Source organism: Hyphomicrobium sp., assembly GCF_041674905.1.
Taxonomy (GTDB): domain Bacteria; phylum Pseudomonadota; class Alphaproteobacteria; order Rhizobiales; family Hyphomicrobiaceae; genus Hyphomicrobium_B.
Window position 1 is genome coordinate 101,115 of record NZ_JBAYUV010000003.1, and the last position, 22,251, is coordinate 123,365.

At 61.6% G+C, this 22,251-nt stretch carries 20 protein-coding genes; all 20 read right to left on the reverse strand.

Annotated features, from left to right (window positions below; translation table 11 throughout):
• Positions 1–5: 5 nt before the first annotated feature.
• The 20 genes from WC026_RS02215 to WC026_RS02310 all read right to left on the reverse strand — a co-directional run bounded on the left by WC026_RS02215 (position 6) and on the right by WC026_RS02310 (position 22,243).
• Complete coding sequence (locus tag WC026_RS02215) at positions 6–731, reverse strand: isoprenyl transferase (protein WP_372709219.1); 726 nt, start codon at positions 729–731, stop codon at positions 6–8.
• A gap of 114 nt (positions 732–845) precedes the next feature.
• Entirely contained in the window at positions 846–1,409 is a 564-nt protein-coding gene (gene frr, locus WC026_RS02220) for a ribosome recycling factor (protein WP_372709169.1), read from the reverse strand.
• A gap of 80 nt (positions 1,410–1,489) precedes the next feature.
• Positions 1,490–2,224, reverse strand: coding sequence for a UMP kinase (pyrH, locus tag WC026_RS02225; RefSeq protein ID WP_372709170.1), 735 nt, complete (start codon positions 2,222–2,224; stop codon positions 1,490–1,492).
• 89 nt (positions 2,225–2,313) lie between these two features.
• Complete coding sequence (gene tsf, locus WC026_RS02230) at positions 2,314–3,237, reverse strand: translation elongation factor Ts (RefSeq protein WP_372709171.1); 924 nt, start codon at positions 3,235–3,237, stop codon at positions 2,314–2,316.
• Positions 3,238–3,326: 89 nt separating this feature from the next.
• On the reverse strand, positions 3,327–4,316 hold the full coding sequence (locus WC026_RS02235; RefSeq protein ID WP_372709172.1) for a 30S ribosomal protein S2: 990 nt from the start codon (positions 4,314–4,316) through the stop codon (positions 3,327–3,329).
• A gap of 382 nt (positions 4,317–4,698) precedes the next feature.
• Positions 4,699–5,061 carry a hypothetical protein gene (locus WC026_RS02240; RefSeq protein ID WP_372709173.1) on the reverse strand — a complete coding sequence of 121 codons (363 nt, stop codon included), beginning with the start codon at positions 5,059–5,061 and terminating at the stop codon, positions 4,699–4,701.
• A 107-nt stretch (positions 5,062–5,168) separates the two neighbouring features.
• Entirely contained in the window at positions 5,169–5,420 is a 252-nt protein-coding gene (locus tag WC026_RS02245; protein WP_372709174.1) for a hypothetical protein, read from the reverse strand.
• Between the two features lie 174 nt (positions 5,421–5,594).
• Positions 5,595–9,137, reverse strand: coding sequence for a DNA polymerase III subunit alpha (gene dnaE / locus WC026_RS02250; RefSeq protein ID WP_372709175.1), 3,543 nt, complete (start codon positions 9,135–9,137; stop codon positions 5,595–5,597).
• A gap of 66 nt (positions 9,138–9,203) precedes the next feature.
• A complete protein-coding gene (locus tag WC026_RS02255) occupies positions 9,204–9,929 on the reverse strand; it encodes an ABC transporter ATP-binding protein (protein WP_372709176.1) in 726 nt (241 codons plus the stop codon).
• Between the two features lie 5 nt (positions 9,930–9,934).
• On the reverse strand, positions 9,935–11,206 hold the full coding sequence (locus WC026_RS02260) for a lipoprotein-releasing ABC transporter permease subunit (protein WP_372709177.1): 1,272 nt from the start codon (positions 11,204–11,206) through the stop codon (positions 9,935–9,937).
• Between the two features lie 104 nt (positions 11,207–11,310).
• The gene (gene proS, locus WC026_RS02265) at positions 11,311–12,843 is read right to left on the reverse strand and encodes a proline--tRNA ligase (protein WP_372709178.1); all 1,533 of its coding nucleotides are present in this window, start codon (positions 12,841–12,843) and stop codon (positions 11,311–11,313) included.
• A 176-nt stretch (positions 12,844–13,019) separates the two neighbouring features.
• Complete coding sequence (locus WC026_RS02270; protein ID WP_372709179.1) at positions 13,020–13,295, reverse strand: DUF1467 family protein; 276 nt, start codon at positions 13,293–13,295, stop codon at positions 13,020–13,022.
• Positions 13,296–13,337: 42 nt separating this feature from the next.
• On the reverse strand, positions 13,338–13,742 hold the full coding sequence (mce, locus tag WC026_RS02275; protein ID WP_372709180.1) for a methylmalonyl-CoA epimerase: 405 nt from the start codon (positions 13,740–13,742) through the stop codon (positions 13,338–13,340).
• Positions 13,743–13,796: 54 nt separating this feature from the next.
• Entirely contained in the window at positions 13,797–15,512 is a 1,716-nt protein-coding gene (locus tag WC026_RS02280; protein ID WP_372709181.1) for a ribonuclease J, read from the reverse strand.
• The gene (locus WC026_RS02285; RefSeq protein WP_372709182.1) at positions 15,509–16,285 is read right to left on the reverse strand and encodes a biotin--[acetyl-CoA-carboxylase] ligase; all 777 of its coding nucleotides are present in this window, start codon (positions 16,283–16,285) and stop codon (positions 15,509–15,511) included. Before WC026_RS02285 ends, WC026_RS02280 begins: the two co-directional genes overlap by 4 nt.
• Positions 16,286–16,289: 4 nt before the next feature.
• On the reverse strand, positions 16,290–17,750 hold the full coding sequence (nuoN, locus tag WC026_RS02290) for an NADH-quinone oxidoreductase subunit NuoN (protein WP_372709183.1): 1,461 nt from the start codon (positions 17,748–17,750) through the stop codon (positions 16,290–16,292).
• Between the two features lie 11 nt (positions 17,751–17,761).
• Positions 17,762–19,249 carry an NADH-quinone oxidoreductase subunit M gene (locus WC026_RS02295; RefSeq protein WP_372709184.1) on the reverse strand — a complete coding sequence of 496 codons (1,488 nt, stop codon included), beginning with the start codon at positions 19,247–19,249 and terminating at the stop codon, positions 17,762–17,764.
• Positions 19,246–21,204 carry an NADH-quinone oxidoreductase subunit L gene (nuoL, locus tag WC026_RS02300; RefSeq protein ID WP_372709185.1) on the reverse strand — a complete coding sequence of 653 codons (1,959 nt, stop codon included), beginning with the start codon at positions 21,202–21,204 and terminating at the stop codon, positions 19,246–19,248. The genes WC026_RS02295 and nuoL overlap by 4 nt, the downstream gene beginning before the upstream one ends.
• Positions 21,205–21,290: 86 nt before the next feature.
• Entirely contained in the window at positions 21,291–21,599 is a 309-nt protein-coding gene (gene nuoK / locus WC026_RS02305) for an NADH-quinone oxidoreductase subunit NuoK (RefSeq protein ID WP_372709186.1), read from the reverse strand.
• Positions 21,596–22,243 (reverse strand): NADH-quinone oxidoreductase subunit J, encoded by a 648-nt coding sequence (locus tag WC026_RS02310; RefSeq protein WP_372709187.1) that lies wholly within the window; start codon positions 22,241–22,243, stop codon positions 21,596–21,598. Before WC026_RS02310 ends, nuoK begins: the two co-directional genes overlap by 4 nt.
• Between the last annotated feature and the right edge of the window lie 8 nt (positions 22,244–22,251).

Genomic DNA, 22,251 nt, shown 5'->3' on the forward strand with positions numbered 1-22,251 from the left:
GAGCCTCACGCCGTTGAGCGTTGCGTGAGGCCGCCGAAGCGGCGCTCGCGGGAGCGGAATTCGTGGATCGCGCCCTCGAACGCGGCCTTGTCGAAGTCCGGCCAATAGCAGTCGAGAAATACGAATTCGGAATATGCCGTCTGCCACAGCAGGAAATTCGACAGCCGCATCTCGCCGGACGTCCGGATCAGGAGATCGGGATCGGGTATGCCCGACGTATCGAGCGCGTTGGCCATCCGTTCGACGGTGATGGCGGACGGATCGAGCTTGCCGGCTGCGACCTCGGCGGCGAGCTTTCGTGCCGCGCCTGCGATCTCGGTTCGCGAGCCGTAATTGAACGCGATGACGAGGGTCAGCAGGTTGTTACCCTTGGTCAGCTCGACGGCATCGTCGATCAGCTTCGTCAGCTCGCTGTCGACATGCTGGCGCTGCCCGATGACCCGGATGCAGACGCCTGCCTCGTGCAGTTCCACGAGGTCGCGCCGGATGAAGCGCTTCATCAGCCCCATCAAGTCGTCGACTTCGTCAGCCGGGCGCTTCCAGTTCTCAGACGAAAAGCTGAAGATGGTGAGATACGTTATCTTGAGTTCGATCGCGGTGCGCACGGCGCGGCGCACCGCTTCAACGCCCTGGCGATGACCGAGTGTCCGCGGAAGCCCGCGCTCTTTCGCCCAGCGTCCGTTGCCGTCCATGATAATCGCGACGTGGCGCGGCGGCGCCAGAGCGCGCATCTGATCATCGGATAGCTTCCCTGCTGCCGCCACTCTGGCATGGCCTCTGTAATGAAGCGCCGCACGGCGCAAACCAAAGATCGATGCGCCCCCCGGGCGCCCTCGTTCGATCGCCTATACTTTCTGAATTTCAGCCTCTTTCGTGACGAGTATCGCGTCAACCTCCTTGATGATCCGGTCTGTCAGCTCCTGGACCTTGTCGGTATGGCCGCGATGATCGTCCTGGCTCATCTTGCCGTCTTTTTCGAGCTTTTTCAAAAGGTCCATGGCGTCGCGACGGACGTTACGAACCGCAACTTTCGACTGCTCGGCGTATTTATGGGCGAGTTTGACAAGCTCCTGGCGGCGATCGGACGTCAGCGTCGGGATGGGCAAACGCAGGATCTGTCCGTCGATGATCGGGTTGAGCCCGATATTGGCCTCCCGGATGCCCTTGTCGACGGCCGTAACGTTGCTGCGATCCCAGACCTGGACCGAGATCATCCGAGGTTCCGGCACCGATACGGTGGCCACCTGATTGAGCGGCATCCTGGCCCCGTAGACCATGACGTGAACGGGATCGAGCAGGTTGGCGCTTGCGCGTCCGGTCCGAAGCCCGGAAAACTCTCGCTTCAGTGCGTCGAGCGAGGCGCGCATGCGCTTTTCGACGTCGTTGATATCGTGTGTAACCAAAGACATGCGTTATCCTCCCAACGGACTCGATGCTCCGCCGCGGCCGCGACGGCACGCGGCGCAGGGCGAGAACGCTGCCGCTGATTTCAACCCGTAGCCTCGATGATCGTCTGACGCGCTTCGCCGCGCAGCACTTTCAAGAGGTTTCCCGGCTCTTCGATAGAAACCACAATTAGCGGAAGTCCGTTGTCCCGGGCAAGAGCAATGGCCGCCCCATCCATCACTCTGAGATCCTTGGCTAAAACTTCGGCATAGCTCAGGCGATCGTAACGCTTGGCATCGGGGTGTATCTTCGGGTCCGCCGAGTACACGCCGTCGACCTGTGTCGCCTTTAGGACGGCGTCGCAATTCATTTCGATGGCGCGCAGGACGGCGGCCGTATCCGTCGTGAAGAAAGGATTGCCGGTGCCCGCCGCGAACAGCACGACCTGCGACTTTGCGAGATAGCTCAGTGCCTTCGGGCGAACGTAGCTTTCGCAAACCGTCGGCATCGGAATAGCGGAGACGACGCGCGCCGCGATCCCTCGGTGGTCGAGCGCATTCTGGAACGCCAGCGCATTCATGACCGTCGCCAGCATGCCCATATAGTCGGCGGTCGCCCGATCCATGCCCTTGGCTGCGCGCGAAAGGCCGCGAAAGATATTGCCTCCGCCGATGACGATTGCGACCTGGGCTCCGGCCGCCGTCATTCCTTCAATATCACGCGCCAAGCGGTCGGCGACCGACATGTCGATCCCGTAGTCCTGCTTGCCCATCAGGGCTTCGCCCGAGAGCTTCAGCAGCAGCCGCTTGTATTTGATATTAGATCCGCGCGCCGCCATCGCCTCTTACTCCCGTCGATATGCAAGAAAAAAACCGGCCGGTCGCATGAACCGGCCGGTTGATGCCTAACGCGCGAATGCGATTCCGCCTAGCCGCCGCTCGCGAGCTTGCGGACTTCCTCGCCGAAGTCCTCTTCCTTCTTGTCGATGCCTTCGCCAAGCGCGTAGCGGACGTAGCCCGCGACCTTGATCGGGGCGCCGGCGCGGCTTTCTGCGTCTTTCACGGCCTGGGCGACGGTCTTCGTCGTGTCATGGACGTACTGCTGCTCGAGCAGGCAGTTTTCCTTCGCGAAGGCCTTCATGCCGCCGGCGATGATCTTCTCGAGCATCTCGGGCTTCTTGCCCTGGTTCTTCTCGGCGAGGATCGCCTTCTCGCGCTCGAGCACGTCAGCCGGAACAGCGGCGACGTCGAGGGCAATCGGGCTAGCGGCCGCGACGTGCATCGCGATCATGCGACCAATTTCAAACAGCGTCGGCGCGTCGCCCGCGCTTTCGAGCGCGACCAGAACCCCGATCTTGCCGAGACCGTCGGCAACGCGGCTGTGAATGTAGTCGGCGACGACACCTTCCTTGACCGCGATCGAGGACGTGCGCCGCAGCGTCATATTCTCACCGATCGTCGCAACGGCTTCCTGCAGCTGAACCTCGACGGTGTTCTTGGAGCCCGGATACGTCGCAGCCAGCAGCACCTTGAGATCGCCCTTCGCGGCCGGTGCGAGCGAGGCGATATCGCGAACGATGGTCTGGAACTGCTCGTTGCGCGCGACGAAATCGGTTTCCGAATTGACCTCGACGACGGCGCCTTCGTGACCCTTCGCGACGATGCCGATAAGGCCGTCGGCGGCGATGCGCCCCGACTTCTTCGCGGCTTTCGAAAGGCCCTTCGTACGCAGCCAATCGACGGCGGCTTCGATATCGCCGCCCGTTTCCGTCAGCGCCGTCTTGCAGTCCATCATGCCCGCGCCGGTCATGTCGCGCAGCTTCTTCACATCTGCGGCGGTGATCGTCGTCATCCTGTCACCCATTAGGTTCGAGGCGCCGAAAGGCGCCTCAGTTGTCGTGTTTCACAATTTCAACCTGCGTGAGGGCGCGAAACCGCGCCCTATACCGCGGCTGCTTCCACAAACTTCTTAGCCTGGGCCGGCCATTCTTCCTTGGCGATCTGACCCTTGAGCTTCAACTGCCGGTCGAGAGCCGCCGTATAGTCGGCGTCGAGGTCGGCGATCTGCCAGAAGTGGTAGACGCCGGCATCGTTGAGGCGCTGCTCAAGCTTCGGCGTGATGCCTGTGATGCGCTTCAGATCGTCGGCTTCGCCGCGCGGGGCTTCGATGCCCTTGAACGAGACCTTCGGCAGTTCCTCGGCGGGCGGCGCGTCCGAAGCGCCGATATCGATACCCGAGGATCCCTGGGCACGCTCGATGCCGTCGAGAGCGGCGCGGGCCATCAGATCGCAATAGAGCGTGATCGCACGGCCGGCGTCGTCATTACCCGGCACGGGATAATCGATGCCGTCGGGATCGCAGTTCGTATCGACGATCGCCACGATCGGGATGTTGAGCTTGCGCGCTTCCAGGATCGCGATCGATTCCTTGTTGGTATCGATGACGACGAGGAGATCGGGCGTGCCGCCCATGTCCTTGATGCCGCCGAGCGACTGATTGAGCTTTTCGCGCTCACGCGTCAGGGTCAGGATTTCTTTTTTGGTGCGGCCCTGCGGGTCGGCGAGAATGTCGTCGAGCTGACGCAGGCGACGAATGGACTGGGAAACAGTCTTCCAGTTCGTCAGCGTACCGCCGAGCCAGCGGTGATTGATGAAGTACTGGGCGCTGCGTTTGGCAGCTTCGGCAATGCCGTCCGACGCCTGGCGCTTCGTCGCGACGAAAAGAACGCGACCGCCGCCGGCAACCGTATCGGAAACCTTGAGCAACGCCTGGTGCAACATCGGCACCGTCTGCGTCAGGTCGAGAATGTGAATTTTGTTGCGCGACCCATAGATGAACGGCGCCATCTTGGGGTTCCAGCGGTGAGCCTGGTGGCCGAAGTGAACGCCAGCTTCCAAAAGCTGACGCATATTGAAGGCAGGAAGCGCCATCGAATAAATCCTTTTCCGGTTAGACCTCCGCGAGACTGAGAAGAGATCAGCAAGCCTTTTCATGGGCTTACGTTTCTCCACCGGAGCGCGACGCGGGGCTTTTCATCCGCATGGCGCAGGTCTCGCGTGTGAGATGGCCGCTGTATACGGGGGATTGTTCGAACGCGCAACCCACGCGTGCCCTCAAAAAGCGCGGCATTCGGCACGCGCCGGGATGCACGCAACCCTCATAACTGGGGCTTTGTGAACACAAAACGACACGCTGCGCAGCAGACGCAAGCGTCCGGATTGCGGCGTGCCGTCGTTTTTGGATTGGGAACTGCGCCGGGCAGACACGGATCAAGAACAGCGTTCCGACCCGGGATGAGGCCAGCGTCTGCGACTACTTACACTTGGCGTCGAGGGCGGTCATGCCTTCGTCCATGGCTTTGGCTTCCGGCGTGCCGTCGGCCGCGTCCTGACCGGCATCCCACGCGTTTTCGAAATCGTCGCCGAGGACTTTAAAATACCCGTCGATCTCGTCGCCGGCTGCTTCAGCCTTTTTCTGATCGTCGCCGACTTCGTCCATCTTTTTCGACATGGCGCAGTAGGCTTTGACTTTCGCCGGATCGGACGCCGCCGAATCGAGCGCAGTCTTGATATCCGCGGCGCTCATTTTCGTGGCAGGGGCATTTTTCGCGTCCTGCGCATGAGCGGCAGGAGCGAACAGCAGAGCGGCGATCACAGCAGCATACAGTTTCGACATTTTCTTCCCTCGTTTTTCGGCGAGCCTAGTGGGCGACCCTTGCACCCAAACTTTGGCGGAAGAAGGCTGCGTCTTGCTTTCAGCCTTCTTCCCGGTATTCGGCTGGCTTAGCGCCAGAAGCAGTTACGATGGCCGTGGCGATAGCGGCAGACCCACTTCTTCTTGTGCCACCAGTTACGCTTATAGGTGCGCTTTTTGTAGTGGCCGTGGCGCCGGTAATCGACGTGCTCAGCAGCAGAGCTGCTGTTGTGTGTGCTGATACCATTGAGGCTGGAACTGGCAACACCGGCGCTTGCCGAGCTGGCGCCGCCGAGCGTCAGAGCGGCGAATGCCGCAGCTGCGATCAGGCTCTTTTTCATCGTAGGCTCCTATCTAGCATATGACGCGTCTCGGTACGTCCGGACCCTTAACGCGCGGGCGATGAAAAAGCCGTCGTCGCTCATAAGATAATTCTGTGGAGTGGACGTGCGCTGCCCGCGCGGGCGCAACCAGAAGTTCAGGTCTTGAACTCAGACTTGAACTCAGTCTTGAACTTAGGCCTCGACGATTTCCACAACGATCGGCAGCGCTGCGATGCGCCCTGCCTCCAACGGAGAAACGTCGTATCGCCCTGGTAGAATCAAATCCACTTCGCAACCGCGATCCAACAACGGCAGTACGATGCGAACTTCTCCGCCGCGATGCGTTGGCTTCAGGCGGCTACTCATTTCAGCTAGCCGCGCGCCGTTGGCGCCGGTGCATTCCCGCTGATCGAGAACGACGCGCAGATTTCGCGCAACCCCGGCGGCGGCCTTGTCGAGTGCTTCGATGGATTGCACGCGCATTTTCAACGTGTCGCCATCGCGCTCGGCTTCCACCGAAACGATGACCGGCGTGCCGGGCTCGAGAAGCTCGCGGCAGATTGCCAGCGTATCGGAAAAGATCACGGCCTCGAACTGACCCGTCGCATCCGAGAATGACGCGAACGCAAACTTGTTACCTTTCTGCGAGCGCCGTTCGCGCGCCGCGATGACGACGCCGGCAAGCCGTCCCGCCGTCGCGCCGCGTTCCGTCAGCGTCTCGAAATCGGTGAATTTCCGGACGCCGAGCTTTGACAGCACATGATCGTACTGATCCAGCGGATGGCCCGACAGATAGAAACCAATGGCCTCGAACTCGGCGGCCAGACGCTCCATCGGCGTCCAGCCCTCAGCCGAGCGCAACACGAGTTCCGCCGATTTTCCGCCCGAGCCGAAGAGATCGGTCATCCCTTGGGCTTCGTTCGCCGTGCGCCTTTGTGCCGAAGCCAGGATCGTATCGGCGTTGGCGGCGACACGCGCACGATCATTGTTCAGCGCATCGAACGCGCCGCCTTTCGCAAGCGTTTCGATGGCGCGCTTGTTGAGCGCTTTCGCGTCAACGCGTTCCGCGAAATCGGCAAGCGACTTGAATGCGCCGGAACCGTTTCTCTCGCTAACGATCGTTTCGACAGCGCCGGCGCCGATGTTCTTCAACGCGGCCAGCGAATAGCGGATAGCGCCGTGCTTAGAGCCTTCCGTCGCCGGCTCGACGCCGAAATCGACGGCCGATTGATTGACGCACGGCGGCAGCATCCGAATTCCCGACTTGCGCGCTTCGGATGCAAACATCGCGAGCTTATCGGTGTTGCCCATATCGAGCGTCATGGACGCGGCGAAGAACTCTTCACGGAAATTCGCCTTCAAATAAGCCGTGTGATAGCTGACGAGCGCATAGGCCGCCGCGTGCGATTTGTTGAAGCCGTAGCCCGCGAACTTGTCGACGAGTTCAAAGATGTATTTGGCTTCTTCTTTCTTCACGCTTTTGGCGAGGGCGCCGTCGACGAAGCGCGCCTGCTGCTTCGCCATCTCGGCTTTGTCTTTTTTGCCCATCGCGCGGCGGAGCATGTCGGCCTGGCCGAGCGTGTATCCGCCCATCACCTGCGCGATCTGAATGACCTGCTCCTGGTAGATGATGACGCCGTAGGTTTCCTTCAGGATGCCTTCGAGCATCGGATGCAGGTAATCGACCGGCTCCTCGCCGTGCTTGCGGTTGATATAGGTCGGGATGTTGTCCATCGGACCCGGCCGGTAGAGCGCGACCATGGCGATGATGTCTTCGAAACGGTCGGGCTTCAGCCGCTTCAGACTTTCGCGCATGCCCGTGCTTTCAAGCTGGAAGACGCCGGCCGTATCGGCCTTCGCCAGCATGTCGTATGTCGGCTTGTTATCGAGCGGCAGGCTCGGCAGATCGACGGTGACGCCGCGCACCTGCTTGATCAGATTGACCGCCTTTTCGAGAACCGTCAGCGTCTTCAAACCGAGGAAGTCGAATTTCACAAGGCCCGCGGCCTCGACCATCTTCCAGTTGTATTGCGTGATCGGAAAATGCGATTTCGGATCGCGATAAAGCGGAACCAATTCTTCGAGCGGTCTGTCGCCGATCACCATGCCCGCCGCGTGCGTCGAAGCATGACGATAAAGACCTTCGAGCTTCTGCGCGATTTCCAGCAAGCGCGCGACGATCGGCTCGCGGTCGCGCTCTTCCTGCAGCTTCGGCTCGCCCTCGATCGCTTCCTTCAACGTGACGGGATTGGCCGGATTGTTCGGCACGAGCTTGCAGAGACGGTCAACCTGACCGTAGGGCATCTGCAGCACGCGGCCGACGTCGCGCAGCACGGCGCGCGCCTGCAATTTTCCGTGCGTGATGATCTGCGCGACGCGATCATCACCGTATTTTTTCTGCACGTAATCGATAACGCGGTCGCGCTTTTCCTGGCAGAAATCGACGTCGAAGTCCGGCATCGAAATACGTTCGGGATTGAGAAAGCGCTCAAACAGAAGACCGAACTGCAACGGATCGAGATCGGTGATCGTCAGAGCATAGGCGACGAGCGAGCCCGCACCCGAGCCGCGCCCTGGACCGACCGGAACGCCATTGGCTTTCGACCACTTGATGAAGTCGGCGACGATCAGGAAGTAGCCCGGAAACTTCATCTGCGTGATGACGTCGATTTCGTAGACGAGCCGCTTTTCGTAGTCCTCGACCGTAAAACCGGCCGCCGGCCCGTGCGCCGCCAAGCGCCGCGCCAGACCCTCCTTCGCCTGCGCCTTAAGCTCCGCCGCTTCGAGACGGAAATTTTCGATCTCGCTCAGACTGTCGTCGGCCTTGACGAAGCGCGGCAGGATCGGCTTGCGGCCCTCGGGCCGCGCCGTGCAGCGCATCGCGATCTCGACCGTGTTGGCGAGCGCCTCGGGCAGGTCCGCAAACAGCGACACCATTTCCGCTTCAGTCTTGAGATAATGCTCGGGGCTGGCGCGGCGGCGGTTGTCCTCGACCACATAGCGGCCGTCGGCGATGCAGAGCAGCACGTCGTGCGCTTCGTAATCGCTGCGTTGCGCGAAATAGCATTCGTTCGTCGCGACGATCGGAATGCGCCGTTCGTAAGCAAGATCGAGAAGATCGGGCTCGACATCGGCTTCCTCGGCAAGTCCGTGGCGCTGCACCTCAACGTAAAGGCGGTCGCCGAAAATCTTCTCGAGTGTTTTGAGCCGTTCAGAGGCGAGGTCATGCTGGCCGTTGCGAAGCGCTGAATCGATCGGTCCTTGCGGGCCGCCGGTCAACGCAATGATGCCGTCGGAGAATTCCTCGATGCGCGCGATCTTGACGTGCGCGGACTCATCAGGGGCGACTTCGAAATAGAGTGCTTTCGAAAGCCGCATCAGATTGGCGAAGCCGTCCGCCGTCATCGCGAGCAGCGCGATCTTGCCCGCTGGTTTGCTGCGCGGCTCGTTGCTCAGCGTGCGTAGTCCCGCAGGCTGTGCGTCGCGATTGTCGCCGAAGTCGACGTCCAGCGAAACGCCAGCGATCGGCTGCACGCCCGCGCCCCAAAGCTTGTCGGAAAATTCCAGTGCGCCGAAAAAGTTGTTGCTGTCGGTCAGCCCGAGAGCCGGAAGCTGCATCGCGTCGGCGAGCTTGGCGAGCTTGGCGATCGGCAGCGCGCCTTCGAGCAGCGAGTATGCCGAATGCACCTTGAGATGCACGAACTGCGGAGCTTTGCCGGGCCGAATCTGTTCCATGCCTTAGACTACGGCATCACGGCCGTTTCCGTCAGAACGCCATCCACAGCCAGAAACCAGCGCAGGTCAACGCCCGACGGTTGCCGGAGCCAGCTCGACGAGCCGCCCCTCCTGCATCTGCAGAACGCGGTCCATGCGCCGCGCCAACTCAAGATTGTGAGTCGCGATCAGCGCCGCGACGCCCTGGTTGCGGATGAGATCGATCAGCTCGCGGAACACGTATTCCGAGGTATGGGGATCGAGGTTGCCGGTCGGCTCGTCCGCCAGCAGAAGCTTCGGCGAATTCGCAAGACCGCGGCAGATCGCGGTGCGCTGCTGCTCGCCGCCCGAAAGCTCGGCCGGGCGATGGCTGGCACGCTCGCCAAGGCCGAGGCCGGTGAGCAGGCTCAGCGCGCGGGCGTCGGCGGCCTTGCGTGTGCGGCCAAGAATGAGTTGCGGCAGAACCACGTTTTCGAGCGCCGTAAATTCCGGCAACAGCTGATGAAACTGATAGACGAAGCCGATTTCCTTGCGGCGCAGGCGCGTCCGCTCGCCTTCCGAAAGCGTCGCGCAATCGCGGCCGTTGAGGAGTACGCGGCCGCTCGTCGGAGATTCGAGAAGGCCCGAGATGTGGAGCAGCGTCGACTTGCCAGCGCCGGACGGACCGACCAGCGCTACGGCCTGACCCGGCCACAGCACGGCGTCGACACCGGTCAGTACGACGATCTCGCGCTCGCCCTGGCGGAACGATCGCGACACGCCCTCGAGCTGCAGGATGGGCGAGAAAGTCGTACCGGCGGGCGTTGTCTCCATGTGTGTCACTCGTAACGCAGCGCTTCGACGGGGTCGAGCCGCGAGGCCCGCCACGACGGATAAATCGTTGCAATGACCGACAAGAGAAGTGCCATGATGACGATGCCACCGGTCTCGTGCGGGTCGATGTCGGCGGGCAGCTTCGTCAGATAGTAGACGCTCGGATCGAAGACCGTCGTGCCCGTGATCCACGACGCAAAATTCTTGATGCTGTCGATGTTCCAGCAAAAGATGACGCCGAGAAGAAGCCCCGCCAGCGTGCCGACGATGCCGATCGAAGCGCCGGTGATCAGGAAGACGCGCATCACCGCGCCCTTGGTGGCGCCCATCGTGCGCAGAATGGCAATGTCGCGGCCCTTGTCTTTCACCAGCATCATCAGGCCGGAGATGATGTTCAGCGCCGCGACGAGCACGATCAGCGAGAGGATGATAAACATCACGTTGCGTTCGACGGAGAGCACGTTGAAGAACGTCTCGTTGCGCTGACGCCAGTCGGCGACGGCAATCGAGGGACCTCCGGCCTGCAAAATCGCGGCGCGGAAACTATCGACGTTTTCGGGATCGTCGACGATGACCTCGACGACGTCGACCTCACCGCCCTTCGAAAAATATTTCTGCGCTTCCTTGAGCGGCATGAAGATCATCATGCGATCGTATTCGCTCATTCCGAGCTCGAAGATCGACGTAATCTGATAGGGCTTCGATCTCGGCGCCGTTCCGAACGGCGTTGCCGCGCCGCGTGGCGACACGAGCGTGATGCTGTCGCCGAGGCCGACATGCAGCTGGTTCGCAAGTCTGACGCCGATGGCGATGCCCGTCTGCGCATCGAAGCCATCGAGCGTGCCCGCACGGACATTACTTGAAACGAGTTTGAGAGCCTTGAGGTCGTTTTCGCGCACGCCGCGCACGAGTCCGCCCAAAGCCTGCGAGGATGACGACACCATGACCTGGCCTTCGATGATCGGCATCGCGACCTGCACGCCCGGCACCCGGGCAATCTTCTCGGCCATTTGTTCGTAATCGTCGAAGCGCTCGCCGAGCTTCTGCACGATCACGTGTCCGTTGAGCCCCATAATTTTGGAGAAGAGGTCATGGCGAAATCCGTTCATCACGGCCATGACGATAATGAGCGTCGCAACGCCGAGCATGATGCCGAGAAACGAAAACCCGGCGATGACCGAGATGAAGCCTTCCTTGCGGCGGGCGCGCAAATAGCGTCCCGCGATCATCCATTCGAATGACGAAAAGGGCTTCGTGTCCCGGACGGCCGTCGTCATTGCCCCTCGCTCCGTCTTCCCCGTGAAGCGCGCCGCATCGCACCCCCATGTGTCTGAGTTAAGGCGTGTGTCTGAGTTAAGGCTGCGCGGTTCCTGCAGGGGTTTTAATAGGCTCGCGCGATTAAGACATACTCCTTCGCGGGTTCTCCCGTGAAAAGACACTTGCCCACCGCTGCTTCCTGGCCAAGCGGAGCATTCCGGATGGTCAATTTCAAGGCTTTCAGCCGATCAGCGATAGCTTCAAGGCCTTCGCCCTCGGGCCGCGACCAGGGAACGCGCGCCCAACCCTTGAAAGCGCCACCTTCGTCGTCGCCTTCAGCAGGCCCGAAATACGCGGCCAGATCGTCAAACGATTTGAGGTTCGTGATGATGTTGCCGTCGAGCCGCGCCTTGGCCTCGGCATAAAGCGCCTCTTGGATTTCCTTCAGCAGCGCCGGTGCCCCAGCGACGAATTCGGCGCGCGGCGACGTCTGCGAGATGACTTTGTCGCCGTCACGCAACCGGTCGCGGCGCATGAACGTGACGTTGCCACCGCTTGCGTCGCGGCCGCCGATCTCGACGATAACAGGCGCGCCACGGCGCACCCAGTTCCAGCGCTTCTCGGCGGACTTCACAGCCTTGGCGTCGACGAGCGTGCGAATGCCCGCCGCCTTCAAGTCCTTTTCGAGCGCAGCGCAATACTCGATGAGCGCCGCGTCTTCAGGTTTCTCGCGCAGCATCGGCACGATGACGATCTGGCGCGGCGCGATCGCGGGCGGAAGGCGCAGGCCGTCGTCGTCGCCGTGCGTCATGATCACGCCGCCGATCAGACGAGTCGAAACGCCCCAGCTCGTCGTATGGCAGTAGGTGAGCTTGCCGTCGGCATTCTGGAACTGGATGTTCTGCGCTTCCGCGAAATGCGTTCCGAGGTAATGCGAGGTGCCAGCCTGCAGTGCCTTGCCGTCCTGCATCATCGCTTCGATCGAATAGGTATTGTCGGCACCGGGGAAGCGTTCGTTCGCCGGTTTCTCGCCCGCGATCACCGGCATCGCGAGAACATCCTCCGCGAACGTCCGATAGACTTCGAGCATCTTCAGCGTTTCGGCGACCGCGTCGTCCTTATCCGCGTGCGCGGTATGGCCTTCCTGCCAGAGGAATTCTGCAGTGCGCAGAAACAGCCGCGTACGCATCTCCCAGCGCACGACGTTCGCCCACTGGTTTATGAGCAGCGGTAGATCGCGATAGCTCTTGATCCAACGCTGGAAGGCGTCACCGATGATCGTCTCCGACGTCGGACGGACAATCAACGGCTCTTCGAGTTTCGCATCCGGGTCGACGACGAGCTTGCCGCCCTCGTTCTTCAAGCGGTGGTGCGTGACGACCGCCATTTCCTTGGCGAAGCCTTCGACGTGCTCGGCTTCCTTGGCGATGAAGCTCATCGGAATGAAAAGCGGAAAGTAGCAGTTGTCGTGGCCCGTATCCTTGATGCGCGTATCAAGCTCGGCCTGCAGGCGCTCCCACACGCCCCAGCCCCACGGCTTGATGATCATGCAGCCGCGAACCGGGCTCGTCTCGGCCATGTCGCCGTCGCGGACGACAGCCTGATACCAGTCGGGGAAATTCTCTTCGCGGCTGACGGCCAGGGCGCGCTTGCTCATTCAATAGGCTCGCTTTTTCGGGGCTGAGCCGGGTGTCGTGACCCCAGCCTTTATCGGTCATCGGCGATAGCGGATTGCGCCGGTTCTGGCAATGCGAAGACAAAAATCGCAGCCCACTCCTCAAGGCGTCGATTGAGGCAGGCGTCGATGAGTCGCCCGAAACATTGTGCGAAGGATCAGTTCGCGGGCTCGCGGCCCATGACGACGCCGAACAGGCCCGCGATCGCATCGAAATTGGCGATGACCGCGTAGACGACCGCAAACGCGACGATCGCCACCAGCGTATTCACCAGGAACACCTTCCAAATGTTAATCCGGGACGGGGCGCTCCCGGGCGTTCCGGGCACCACGTCTCCCGCCTCATCCTGGGTCTTGGCGAAAAACGGCAGAACGACAAAAAGCGTGATGAACCAGAGGCAGAAGAAAATAGCTATCGCGATCGACGTGCGCATCAGACGGCCCTTGCATGTCTAGAGCCTTCCGGCGGCTCTGTCTCAAACCTGCTCCAGTTCGACGAGCGTGCCGCAGAAATCCTTCGGATGCAGGAACAGCACGGGCTTACCGTGCGCCCCGATCTTCGGATTGCCGTCGCCGAGCACGCGGGCACCCTGCGACTTCAGCTGATCGCGGGCCGCCGCGATGTCCTCGACCTCGTAGCACACGTGATGGATACCGCCATCCGGCGCCTTCTCGAGGAATTTCGCGATCGGCGAATTCTCGCCCAGCGGCTCGAGCAGTTCGATCTTCGTGTTCGGCAGCTCGATGAAGATAACCGTTACGCCGTGCTCGGGTTGCTTGAGCGGCGGACCGACCTTGGCGCCAAGGGCGTTTTTGTAAACCGATGCAGCCTTGTCGAGATCTTTGACCGCGATGGCGACATGGTTCAAACGTCCGATCATGCGTCTTTCTCCAGGCTGGTGGACTTCGGGCGAGCACGGGCCCCGGAGGCGCGGCTAGCCCTTAGCTTCCACCACGGAGAGAAGCACTTTGACAACCGGCTTCTTGCCCCAGGCTTCGTTAATGGCGGCGCGCACGGCCTTCTGGATGGCTTCCTGCAGCATCGAGAGATCGCTGCGCCGCTTCGGGGGAATCGACCGGAACGTCCCGTCGATGGCGTCGAACACGATTTCGCGCATCGAATCGCCGTCGGCGTCCGCCGCCGGAATGCCTTCGAGAACCAGCCCAGGCTCGCCGAGCACGTCGCCGCGACGCGATAGAACCAGCGACACCACCGCGATGCCGACGAAGGATAGCTTGCGGCGCGCCTTGACCGGCCCATCGACGTCGGGAACGATCAGGTTGCCATCGCGATAGAGCCGTCCGACCGGCGCTTCATCGATGACGGCCGCCTGCCCCGGCCAGAGCTTCAGAATTTCGCCGTCGACGATCGTGAACGTCTCGCTGACGCCGCAGGAGCGCGCCAGTTTCGCGTGCTCGCGCAGGTGGCGCGCTTCGCCATGCATCGGCACGGCCAGCTTCGGCCGCAGCCAGGCGTACATGTCCTTCAGTTCTTCGCGCCGCGGATGCCCTGTCACGTGAACCAGTGCGTCCGCATCCGTGATCAGATCGACGCCCACGCGCGCGAGCGCATTCTGCACTTTCGCGACGGCTTTCTCATTTCCGGGAATGGTGCGCGAGGAAAAGATCACGAGGTCGCCCTTGTCGAGGGAGATGTCGGGATGCTCCTCCTCGGCGATGCGCGCGACCGCCGCACGGGTTTCGCCCTGGCTGCCGGTGCACAGCACGAGAGTCTTGTTGCGCGGCAGATCGGAAAAGCGCTGCTGATCGAGATACGTGAAGCTCTCGGGCAGGTAGCCGGTGTCTTTCGCGACTTCGATGATGCGGTGAAGCGCGCGCCCCGCGACGACGAGCGTGCGGCCCGATTTGCGCGCCGCCTCCGCGACGGACGCAACGCGCGCGACGTTCGACGCAAACAGGGTTACGGCGACGCAGCGCGGCGCGTCGACGATGATCTTCGTCAACGCGCGGGCAACGTCGGCTTCGGATGCCGAGCGGCCTTCGCGCATCGCATTCGTCGAATCTCCGACGATGGCGAGCACGCCTTCATCGCCCAGAGATTTCAGCTTTTCCGGATCGTGCGGCTTGCCGATGACGGGCGTTGAATCGAACTTCCAGTCGCCCGTGTGAAAGACGAGCCCCGCAGGCGTGCGGATCGCGATGCCGTTCGGCTCCGGAATCGAATGCGTGAGCCCGACGAATTCGATGTCGAAAACGCCGGCCTTGAACCGTCCACCGAGCGGAACGGTGCGGATCGGAAGCGCCGCTGCTCGCCCGGCCTCGCCGACTTTGGTCTTCACCATTCCGGCCGTGAAGGGCGTCGCGAAAATCGGACACTCGAGCGACGGCCAGAGATCGAGCACGGCGCCGATGTGATCTTCGTGCGCGTGCGTCAGAACGAGGCCAACGAGATTTTTGCGGTCGGCGACGATGTAGCGAAGGTCCGGCAGCACGACATCGGCGCCGGGCTCCGATTCATGCGGGAACGTCACGCCGAGATCGACCATCAGCCACGAGCGGGCATTCGGTGGACCGTAGCCATAGAGATAGGTGTTCATACCGATCTCGCCGAGACCGCCGAGCGCCATGAACACGAGTTCGTCGGGCTTGCCTTTATGCGACCGTTGAGATGACCTGTCGTGCTCGCTCATGCATCCCCATTTAGCGCGTCCGCGCCGCCGAGCGCCACGTCGCCGTGATTGATCTCTCGAAGCTCGCCGTCGACCTCGGCGAGCAGAGCTCCGGTCGCGGCAAGCCCACGGTAGGTTCCGCGGATAGGACCGTCCGTCGAATTGACGAAGATCTCTTCGCCGATTCGCCCCGCCCGTTCCATCCAAGCCCGTCGAATGGCGGCGAAGTCGTCGCCGTCCTTCCAGACCTCGAGCCAATCCGGAAAGCGTTCAGCCAGAGCATCGAGCACCGCTGCAGGTAACGGCGCCCGGGCGTGACGGCCGAGCGAAGTCGCCGCACGGCCAAGATCTTCGGGATGAGACGCGATGTTCAAGCCAAAGCCCACAACCGCCAGGAAACCGGGGCTTCCCCGCGCGGTGGTGCTTTCGACCAGAATGCCCCCCATCTTGGCTGTCCCCATCAGAATGTCGTTCGGCCATTTGAGGCGCAGGGGCGCGTCTTGCGCAAGGTCCGTCGTGGCGCGAACGGCTTCGAAAAGCGAGATTCCCGCGACGAGTGACAATTGTCCCGCTTTTTCCATGGGCGCGGAGCAGCAGAAGGCTATGCTCGTATAGAGATTTCCCGCAGGCGAGACCCAAGAGCGCCCGGCGCGTCCGCGACCCGACGTCTGCCGGTCGGCGATCACCCAGAGCGGGAGAGCCTCGCCCTTGAGCGCGAGGCGCATGGCGTCGGCATTGGTCGATTGGGTTTCTTCGATATGCAGGATGCGCGGTGTGGCTTGAGCATCCGTCATTGCGCTAGAGTGCGTGGGCTGGCGCCAGCACGGCCGCCGCAGCCGTCGCCGCATCGACGAGCGTTCCGCCAATGAACGGCAGCACGAACAGAACGATGAAGCCGGCCGAGAGAACCATGACCGCCGAAACCTTACCTTCGCGCGGCTGGAAGGCTTCGGCGCTGTCGTCGAAGAACATGATCTTGACGATGCGCAGATAGTAGAACGCGCCGACGACGCTGGTCACGACGCCGATGACGGCCAATGGATAGAGCCCGGCCTTGATCGCGGCCAGGAAGACGTACCATTTCGCCCAGAAGCCCGCGAGCGGCGGAATGCCGGCAAGCGAGAACATCAGAATTCCGAGGATCGACGCATAGGGCAAGTCGGTTTTCGCGAGGCCTGCGAGATCGGCGATATTTTCGACGTTCTCACCCTTGCGGCGCATGGCGAGGACGCATGCGAATGTGCCAAGCGTCATCGCGAGGTAAATCACGAGGTAGAGCAGCACGCCCGCGGTGCCCTCGGGGTTATTGGCGGAAAGCCCGACGAGCGCAAATCCGATATGGCCGATCGCGGAATAGGCGAGCAGGCGCTTGATGTTCGTCTGGCCGATCGCGGCGAATGCGCCAAGCGCCATCGAGGCAATCGACAGGAAAATTTCGATCTGCTGCCATTCTCCCGGGACGCCCGGGATTGCGAACTGCGTGAAGCGCACCATCATCGCCATCGCAGCGACCTTGGCGGCGCTCGCAAGAAATACCGTCACCGGCGTCGGCGCGCCCTGGTAGACGTCCGGCGTCCACATATGGAACGGCACCGACGAAATCTTGAAGGCAAGGCCGACGAGCACGAACACAAGACCGAACGTCAAGCCAATGTTTAATTCCATGCCGGGGAGTTGGGTTGCTGCCGCAATAGCGCCGTAACCCGTCGCGCCGGTGACGCCGTAAAGGAGCGAGGCGCCATAAAGAAATAGCCCCGAAGCCAGCGCGCTCAGAACGAAATATTTAAGCCCCGCTTCGCTGGATTTGACGTTATCGCGTTTGAATGCGGTGATGACGTAAAGCGAGAGGTTCTGCAGCTCGAGGCCGAGGTAGAGCGTGATCAGATCGTTCGCCGATACCATCAGCATCATGCCGAGCGCGGCAAGCAGGACGAGCACCGGATATTCAAAGACCAGGAGCTTGTCGCGGGCAAAGCTTTCGAAGGTCAGAATGAGCGCCACGATGGCGGCGACCAGAATCATGATCTTGAAGAAGCGCGTCAGCGGATCGGATACGAACGCGCCTTCAAAGACGTGGGAAACACCCGTCTGCTGAAACATGGCGACGATGGCAGCCGTGAGCACGCCGATGGCAAGCCAGCCGACGACACGGCCGGTTTTCTCGCCTTCCGGGCTGAAGACGCCGAGCATCAAAAGCGCGATGGCGCCGAGCGCCAGGATCAGCTCCGGCGAAATGATGTTGAGAAGCGCGCTATCCATCGATCAATTCCTCATGGCGCCAGGAGAGCGGCGGCCGTGTGCTGGGCATCCTGATAAGTCTGCACGAGATTCTTGACCGACGCCGCCGTCACGTCGAACACGGGCGCCGGATAGAATCCGTAAAAGATCGTCAACAGGATCAGCGGCGCTAGTATCGCGACTTCACGCGGCGAGAGATCCAGAATGCTCCGAAGGTTTGCCTTCTCGAGCACGCCGAAAATAACGCGCCGGTAAAGATAGAGCGCATATGCGGCCGACAAGATGATGCCGCTCGTCGCTAGAATCGCGACCCAAGTGTTGGCCTTGAAGGCCGCCATCAGCGTCAGGAATTCGCCGATGAAGCCGCTGGTCCCTGGCAGGCCGACATTGGCCATCGTGAAGATCATGAACGCCACGGCGTATTTCGGCATGCGCTCGACGAGCCCGCCATAGGCCGCGATCTCGCGCGTGTGCATGCGGTCGTAGATGACGCCGACGCAGAGGAACAGCGCGGAGGCGACGAGGCCATGCGAGAGCATCTGGAAGATGGCGCCGTCGATGCCCTGCTGCGAGCCCGTGAAAATGCCCATCGTCACGTAGCCCATATGCGCGACGGACGAATAGGCAATGAGCTTCTTCATGTCCTCCTGCACGAGCGCCACGAGCGACGTGTAGATGATCGCGATGATCGACAGCGAGAAGACCAGGGGCGCGAGATCGGCCGAGGCGTTGGGGAACATCGGCAGCGAGAAGCGCAGGAAGCCGTAGCCACCCATTTTCAGCAGGATGCCGGCGAGAATGACGGAGCCTGCCGTCGGCGCCTCGACGTGGGCGTCGGGAAGCCAGGTGTGCACCGGCCACATCGGCATCTTCACCGCGAACGAGGCAAAGAATGCGAGCCACAGCCACCACTGCATATCGGGCGGGAACTTGGTTTGCAGAAGCGTCGGAATATCCGTCGTCCCCGCTTGCCAGTACATCGCCATCATCGCGAGCAGCATCAGCACCGAGCCGAGCAGCGTGTAGAGGAAGAACTTGAAGCTGGCGTAGACGCGCCGCTTACCGCCCCAGACGCCGATGATGATGAACATCGGGATAAGGCCGCCCTCGAAGAACAGGTAGAACAGCACGAGATCGAGCGCCGAGAAGACGCCGAGCATCAGCGTCTCGAGCACCAGGAACGCGATCATGTATTCCTTGACGCGGTTCTCGACCGACACCCAGCTCGCGAGAATGCAGAGCGGCATCAGGAACGTCGTCAGGATGATGAACAGCATCGAGATGCCGTCGACGCCGAGCTTGTACTTCAGCGATCCGAGCCAGGCGTGCTCCTCGACGAACTGGAAGCCGGACTGGGTCGTGTCGAAGTTCCACCAGATCAGCAGTGACACGACGAAGGTCACCAGCGTCGTCCAGAGCGCGATCCAGCGGGCGTTCTGCTTCGCCTCGGCATTCTGCACGGCGATCAGGAGCGCGCCGACCAGCGGCAGGAAGGTGATGACGGAGAGGATGTTGTTCATTTAAACACCCCGGCGAAAAGCCCGTTGTAGGTGAGCCAGGTCATGAGCGCCGCCACGCCGAGCAGCATCGCGAATGCATAGTGATAGAGGTATCCGGTTTGCAGGCGGACGACCCTTTCGGTGACGCGGCCGACGCCCGCCGCCGTCCCGTCGATGGCGCCGTCGATCACGGCCCCGTCGCCACCCTTCCAGAGCAGGCGTCCGATTGCGAAGGCGCCGCGCACGAAGATCAGATTATAGAGCTCGTCGAAGTACCACTTGTTGAGCAGGAACAGATAGAGCGGTTTGAACGCCCTTGCCGTCGCGGCGGGCAGCCAAGGCGCGCCGATATAGTAGACCCAGGCGATCGCGAAGCCGATCAGCATTGCGATGAGTGACGAATAGGGAACCCATCCCGGCACGTCGTGCATCTCATGCAGGATGTGGTTCGTTTCCGAACGGAAGATCGCCGCGCCCCAGAACTCGTGCTCGTCGTGGCCGATGAAATAGCCGGAGAACACGACACCGGCCAGGATCGCGCCTAAGGACAACACGGCCAGCGGCAGCATCATCGTCCACGGACTCTCGTGCGCGTGGTCGAAGGTGTGATGGTCGGCGCGGGTCTTTCCATAGAACGTCATGAAGATGAGACGCCACGAATAGAACGATGTCATCAGCGCGCCGACGACGAGAAGCCAGAAGGCGTAGTTGTTCTGCGTATCCGCCGCGTACGCCGCCTCGATGATCGCATCCTTGGAATAGAACCCGGCGAAGCCCGTCAGGTGCGGAATGCCAACGCCGGTGATCGCCAGCGTGCCGATCATCATGGCCGCGAACGTCCACGGGATTTTCTTGCGCAAGCCGCCCATCATCCGCATGTCCTGCTCGTGATGCATGGCGTGGATGACGGAACCCGAGCCAAGGAACAGAAGCGCCTTGAAAAATGCGTGCGTGAAGAGGTGAAAAATCGCGACGCCGTAAGCGCCGATCCCGCAGGCTACGAACATGTAGCCTAGCTGCGAGCACGTCGAATAGGCGACGACGCGCTTGATGTCGTTTTGGACGAGGCCGACGGTTGCGGCAAAGAATGCCGTGATGGCGCCGATCAGCGTCACGAATTTCAGGGCGTCGGGCGCAAGCTCGAAGATCGGCGACAGCCGCGCGACCATGAACACGCCAGCAGTCACCATCGTCGCCGCATGGATCAACGCAGAGACGGGCGTCGGGCCTTCCATCGCGTCCGGAAGCCAGGTGTGCAGCAGGAACTGCGCCGACTTGCCCATCGCGCCCATGAACAGCAGCAGCGAGAGCGTCGTCAGGATGTCGACCTCGTATCCCGCAAACACGAACGTCTTGCCGACGGCGCTCGGCGCGGCCGCGAAGAGGGCGTCGAGGTTGACGGTGCGGAAGACGTAGAACAGTCCGAAGATGCCGAGCGCGAAGCCGAAATCGCCGACGCGGTTGACGACGAAGGCCTTGATGGCCGCCGCATTCGCCGAGGGCTTTTTGTACCAGAAACCGATGAGCAGATAGGACGCGAGGCCAACGCCTTCCCAGCCGAAGAACATCTGGACGAGGTTGTTGCTCGTCACCAGCGTCAGCATCGCGAACGTGAACAGCGACAGATACGCGAAGAAGCGCGGGCGCGAGTCGTCCTCGTGCATGTACCCGATGGAATAGAGGTGCACGAGGGACGACACCGTCGTGACGACGACCAGCATCACCGCGGTCAGCGTGTCGATCTTCAATGCCCAGGACGTATCGAGTTCGCCGGACGTGATCCAACGGAACAGCGTAACGGTGTGCGTCTCGTGTCCGAGCGCGACTTGAACGAAGACGACCCAGGAGAGCGCAGCCGCGATAACCAGCAGCGCCGTGGTGATGACTTCACTCGGACGGTCGCCGATGATGCGGCCGAAAAGGCCGGCGATCAGCGCGCCGACGAGCGGCAAAAGGACGATTGTCGCGTAGATCATGCGGAAACGTTCCCCCTATTCCCGTCATGCTCCCCGCTTGCGGGGAGAGGGCACACTTCGTGTCGATGCCGAAAGCCGCTCACGCCTCACCCCTTCATCATGTTGACGTCTTCGACCGCGATCGAACCGCGGTTGCGATAGTAGACGACGATGATTGCGAGGCCGATGGCGGATTCGGCGGCGGCGACCGTCAGCACGAACAGCGCGAACACCTGGCCGACGAGATCGGCGTTGAAGTGCGAGAACGCGACCAAATTGATGTTCACGGCGAGCAGGATCAGCTCGATGGACATCAGGATGACGATGACGTTCTTGCGATTGATGAAGATGCCGAAGATGCCAAGCGTGAACAGGCAGGCGGCGACGGTCAGATAATGTCCGAGCCCAATGGTCATTCCACAGCCTCCGGGCGCTTGCTGGCAGGGATCACCGATCCGCCGGTTGGAACTTTGATCACCTCTAGCGTCTTGGCCGGATCACGCGAGACCTGCGCCGAGATCGACTGGCGCTTGACGCCGGTGCGGTGCTTCAATGTCAGCACGATGGCGCCGATCATCGCGACGAGCAGGATCATGCCCGAGGCCTGAAACAGGTAGACGTACTTGGTGTAAAGGATCTGACCGAGCGCCAGGGTGTTGGTCACGCTTGACCCAACGGCGGGCATCGGCGCGGTGGCCTTGACGGTCGAAGCAATGTTGAAACCGCGGAAGCTGAAAAGCGCCACAAGCTCGGCCAGCACGACGCCGCCGACAATGGCTCCGATCTTGGCGTTCTTGATGAAACCCGCTTTCATCTCGGCAAAGTCGACGTCGAGCATCATGACGACGAACAGGAAGATGACCGACACGGCTCCGACGTAGACGATGACGAGGAGCATGGCGAGGAATTCGGCGCCGAGCAGCAGGAACAGTCCGGCGGCGTTGAAGAACGCCAGGACGAGAAACAGCACCGCGTGCACCGGATTTCGCGCAAGGATGACCATCGCGCCGGACGCGACCGCCAGCACCGCAAAGAGATAGAAGAAGCCTGCCTCCGCCATCGTTCTCG

Excerpts from the sequence above, each read along its gene's own strand:
- WC026_RS02280 (WP_372709181.1), bottom strand. The coding sequence starts at position 15,512 with ATGAGCGAGCACGACAGGTCATCTCAACGGTCGCATAAAGGCAAGCCC.
- WC026_RS02260 (WP_372709177.1), bottom strand. The coding sequence starts at position 11,206 with ATGACGACGGCCGTCCGGGACACGAAGCCCTTTTCGTCATTCGAATGG.
- WC026_RS02310 (WP_372709187.1), bottom strand. The coding sequence starts at position 22,243 with ATGGCGGAGGCAGGCTTCTTCTATCTCTTTGCGGTGCTGGCGGTCGCG.
- dnaE (WP_372709175.1), bottom strand. The coding sequence starts at position 9,137 with ATGGAACAGATTCGGCCCGGCAAAGCTCCGCAGTTCGTGCATCTCAAG.
- WC026_RS02235 (WP_372709172.1), bottom strand. The coding sequence starts at position 4,316 with ATGGCGCTTCCTGCCTTCAATATGCGTCAGCTTTTGGAAGCTGGCGTT.
- WC026_RS02215 (WP_372709219.1), bottom strand. The coding sequence starts at position 731 with ATGCGCGCTCTGGCGCCGCCGCGCCACGTCGCGATTATCATGGACGGC.
- nuoL (WP_372709185.1), bottom strand. The coding sequence starts at position 21,204 with ATGATCTACGCGACAATCGTCCTTTTGCCGCTCGTCGGCGCGCTGATC.
- WC026_RS02270 (WP_372709179.1), bottom strand. The coding sequence starts at position 13,295 with ATGCGCACGTCGATCGCGATAGCTATTTTCTTCTGCCTCTGGTTCATC.
- frr (WP_372709169.1), bottom strand. The coding sequence starts at position 1,409 with ATGTCTTTGGTTACACACGATATCAACGACGTCGAAAAGCGCATGCGC.
- WC026_RS02295 (WP_372709184.1), bottom strand. The coding sequence starts at position 19,249 with ATGAACAACATCCTCTCCGTCATCACCTTCCTGCCGCTGGTCGGCGCG.
- nuoK (WP_372709186.1), bottom strand. The coding sequence starts at position 21,599 with ATGACCATTGGGCTCGGACATTATCTGACCGTCGCCGCCTGCCTGTTC.
- WC026_RS02285 (WP_372709182.1), bottom strand. The coding sequence starts at position 16,285 with ATGACGGATGCTCAAGCCACACCGCGCATCCTGCATATCGAAGAAACC.
- tsf (WP_372709171.1), bottom strand. The coding sequence starts at position 3,237 with ATGACGACGATCACCGCCGCAGATGTGAAGAAGCTGCGCGACATGACC.
- nuoN (WP_372709183.1), bottom strand. The coding sequence starts at position 17,750 with ATGGATAGCGCGCTTCTCAACATCATTTCGCCGGAGCTGATCCTGGCG.
- mce (WP_372709180.1), bottom strand. The coding sequence starts at position 13,742 with ATGATCGGACGTTTGAACCATGTCGCCATCGCGGTCAAAGATCTCGAC.
- proS (WP_372709178.1), bottom strand. The coding sequence starts at position 12,843 with ATGAGCAAGCGCGCCCTGGCCGTCAGCCGCGAAGAGAATTTCCCCGAC.
- WC026_RS02240 (WP_372709173.1), bottom strand. The coding sequence starts at position 5,061 with ATGTCGAAACTGTATGCTGCTGTGATCGCCGCTCTGCTGTTCGCTCCT.
- WC026_RS02245 (WP_372709174.1), bottom strand. The coding sequence starts at position 5,420 with ATGAAAAAGAGCCTGATCGCAGCTGCGGCATTCGCCGCTCTGACGCTC.
- pyrH (WP_372709170.1), bottom strand. The coding sequence starts at position 2,224 with ATGGCGGCGCGCGGATCTAATATCAAATACAAGCGGCTGCTGCTGAAG.
- WC026_RS02255 (WP_372709176.1), bottom strand. The coding sequence starts at position 9,929 with ATGGAGACAACGCCCGCCGGTACGACTTTCTCGCCCATCCTGCAGCTC.